The 2,446-nt window shown below is 39.2% G+C and carries 2 protein-coding genes; one reads left to right on the top strand and one right to left on the bottom strand.

Translation table 11 applies throughout. The features are described 5' to 3' along the window. Nucleotides 1-68: 68 nt before the first annotated feature. Complete coding sequence (locus tag WBN20_RS13270; protein ID WP_424282044.1) at nucleotides 69-2,063, top strand: adenylate/guanylate cyclase domain-containing protein; 1,995 nt, start codon at nucleotides 69-71, stop codon at nucleotides 2,061-2,063. 23 nt (nucleotides 2,064-2,086) lie between these two features. Here the strand turns inward: WBN20_RS13270 and WBN20_RS13275 are convergent. Next, nucleotides 2,087-2,446 (bottom strand): hypothetical protein (locus tag WBN20_RS13275; RefSeq protein WP_424282045.1); only part of this gene is annotated, 360 nt, incomplete at its 5' end.

The following is a 2,446-nucleotide window of genomic DNA, read 5'->3' on the forward strand; positions in this document are numbered from 1 at the left end:
CGTATTATTTTGTACGTATTACCACCAGCGGTCTATCGGAAGTGCACACAGTGTTTAAAGAATGAGTTATGAATAAAGGGTTTTGGTCAAGATGGGGTTTCCTGATGGTAATGGCATTACTACTCCAGTCGAACCAGGCAATGGCCCAAAACAATTCAATCGATAGCTTAAAGAACATTTTGCAAACAGGGCAGCAAGACACCGCAAGGGTCGCTGCCCTGAATGCTTTAAGTTTGGAATATATACAAATTGACGAATTAAACCAAGCCAGTGACTATGCAGATAAGGCCATTACACTTGCAGATCAAATAGATTTCAAAAAAGGTAAGGCCTACGCCCTTAAACATAAAGGGATAGCCGAGTATTATCAAGGTAAATATAAAGAGGTTCTGGAGAATTGGACACAATCCCTGCAGACTTTTGAAGCCATCCAGGACACCTTGGGGATTGCCAATTTGTCCAGTAATTTAGGGGGGGTCTATTACGATCAGGGTAGTCTTGTTAAAGCCTTAGATTATTATTTAAAGTCACTAAGTCTCTCAGAAAAGTTACAAGACCCAGTGAGAATTACCTCTGCTTTGCTTAATATAGGATCAGTTTTCAGCCAAACGAATGACTACGACAAGGCCTTAGACTATTATAAACAAGTTGAACCATATTTAGCAACTTTGAATAACATACAACTTCAGTCCGCTTATTTATGGGGATTAGGTGAAGTTTATAGCAAAAAAGGAGATCATGAAAATGCCATAAAACAATATAAAGAAGCTTTGGCGATCAATAAGGATACCCCTGAATACGCCCATATACTTACAGCTATTGGCAAAGAAGAACGTCAGATTGGAAATATTCAAAAAGCTGTTGAATATTTTAATTTGGCATATAAGACTGCCAAAGATTCGGACCAACCTTTAGATCAAGTACGAACACTTTTAGCTATTGGCAATACCTATAAAAATAGAGATCCAAAAAAAGCTCTTGAAGTTTATCAAAATGCTGAGAGCCTGGCGATTGAGATAGACACCAAAGAAGAGTTAAGAGATATCTACAAGGGTAAAGCTATAGCCTATGAAACAGCAGGGCAATACAAAAATGCCTATACCTATCAGAACAAATATTTGGAACTAAAGGACGAATTATTCAACATTGCAACCGATGATAAGATCCGTGGACTACAATTTGAATTTGACCTTGAAAAGAAAGAGGATGAATTAGTGACGGCACAACAAGATTTACAGATATCTGAACTGGAGTCCAAACGGCAGCAATATGTCATCTACGGAACTGTTTTGGGACTGCTTTTAGTATTTGTCCTTGCTGTAGGATCCTACAAAAGATACCGCTTCGTTAAGAAAACCAATAAGATCATCGAAGAGGAGAAAAACAGATCAGAAAACCTGTTATTAAATATCCTACCCGATGAAACCGCTTTGGAACTAAAACAGTTCGGTAAGGTAAAGGCCAAAAAATTTGAATCGGTTACCGTCATGTTTACCGATTTTAAGAGCTTTACCAGTTATTCGCAAAACCTATCCCCGGAATTACTGGTTAAAACCGTGGATTATTATTTTTCAAAGTTCGATGCCATCATGGAAAAATATGGTCTTGAAAAAATAAAAACCATCGGCGACGCCTATATGTGTGCGGGAGGATTGCCCTTTCCTACCGAAGACCATCCTTATAAAATGGTACAGGCGGCTTTTGAAGTTGCCCGGGTGATGGAAGAAACGAAACTCAATCCACCTAAGGACATTGTTCCCTTTGATGTCCGCATAGGAATCAATACCGGAGGAATAGTTGCCGGGGTGGTAGGTACCAAAAAATTTGCCTACGACATCTGGGGAGATACGGTGAATGTAGCAGCCCGTATGGAATCCTTATCGGAACCGGGAAGAGTAAATGTCTCTCAAAGCACCTATTTACTAATTAAGGATAGTTATAATTGCGAGCACAGAGGGCAAATACATGTTAAAAACAAAGGGATGATGGATATGTACTTTGTAAATGATAAGAAAGAAAAACCTTTGATCAAAACACAGAAAGAGAATATTTTAAGCAGTTAATATTTTCTGAATACAACTTCTTGTTAAAACTCCGCAATCATTCGGATAGCGCCGGTAGCATTAACTTGTGACCCTGTAAATTCACATCCTACACCTGTTTGTACAGACCAATGGTCTGAGAACTCAATATGGACTTGGGGCATGACAAGCAATTCGGGTTCCTCCTCTTCATCAAAGTTCCCCGGATCGGAATTATTGAATTCCATTCCCAGGGTAATACGTTCACTGATTTTTGCAAAAACCGTTGCGTTAAGAAGTAATGTGGTGGTTTTATCCTGAGATTCTGAACCAACTTGCTGGCGTAAACCAACTAAGGCAAGCACACTCCATATTTCATTAAACTTATAGGCAGGGATATAAAGCAGGCTGAAATCCCATTTGGC

The sequence above is a fragment of the Eudoraea sp. genome, assembly GCF_049665975.1.
Classification (GTDB): domain Bacteria; phylum Bacteroidota; class Bacteroidia; order Flavobacteriales; family Flavobacteriaceae; genus Eudoraea.